Below are 645 nucleotides of genomic sequence, written 5' to 3'. Positions count from 1 at the left end.
GACATAATTCGCCGAGCATGTAAAAGGCTGTCGCCCCTACGGGGCAACATCCTTTTACATGCCTATCCCCATAGAAAGTGTTCATTCTTATTTAGCAATAACTGTCTATTATAGTTTAGCAGTTACACCTTTTCGTTCCCTTTAAATCTCTTATAATACAAGATTTTTATATCCAGTTGATTCACTCCCTTTTTACTACCCGACTTATTCAAGAAAACTGCCCCTTCGTATTATAAGGTTAACCAGAATTTACTGGTTGACTATTTTTTATATGGTTTTATTATTACAATGTAAATAAAACGATTCATCCTCACCAGTTGAGACACAGTTATGCAACTCACTTGTTAAATAATGGTGCCCCATTAGAAGTTATCCAAAGTCTATTAGGTCACGAAAAAAGTGAAACTACAAGGATATACGCAGAACTAAGTGGTAGACTGCGACAAGAGCTTTATAGAAAATATTTCTAAACATTAAAGAGCAACGCTGTTATAATATCGTTGCTCTTTTCATCTCTTGCACCCGTTCGTAATATAAGGTTAGCCAGAAATTACTGGTTGACCTTTTTTTATAAGGTTTTATTATTACGGTAGTCGGGGTAGAACGTCGCACCCGTGGGACTAGATCCCGTCAGCTAAACTGTTC

1 pseudogene is annotated in these 645 nt (G+C 36.7%); it reads left to right on the top strand.

Annotation, left to right across the window (positions count from 1 at the left end):
• Window positions 1–290: 290 nt before the first annotated feature.
• A pseudogene (locus tag M3210_RS20090) lies at window positions 291–470 on the top strand (tyrosine-type recombinase/integrase); the annotation flags it as partial.
• Window positions 471–645: the final 175 nt, after the last annotated feature.

Origin of the sequence: Oceanobacillus luteolus, from assembly GCF_023715655.1 — a bacterium.
Classification (GTDB): Bacteria; Bacillota; Bacilli; order Bacillales; family Amphibacillaceae; genus Oceanobacillus; species Oceanobacillus luteolus.
This window is presented reverse-complemented; position numbering and strand designations above follow the sequence as displayed.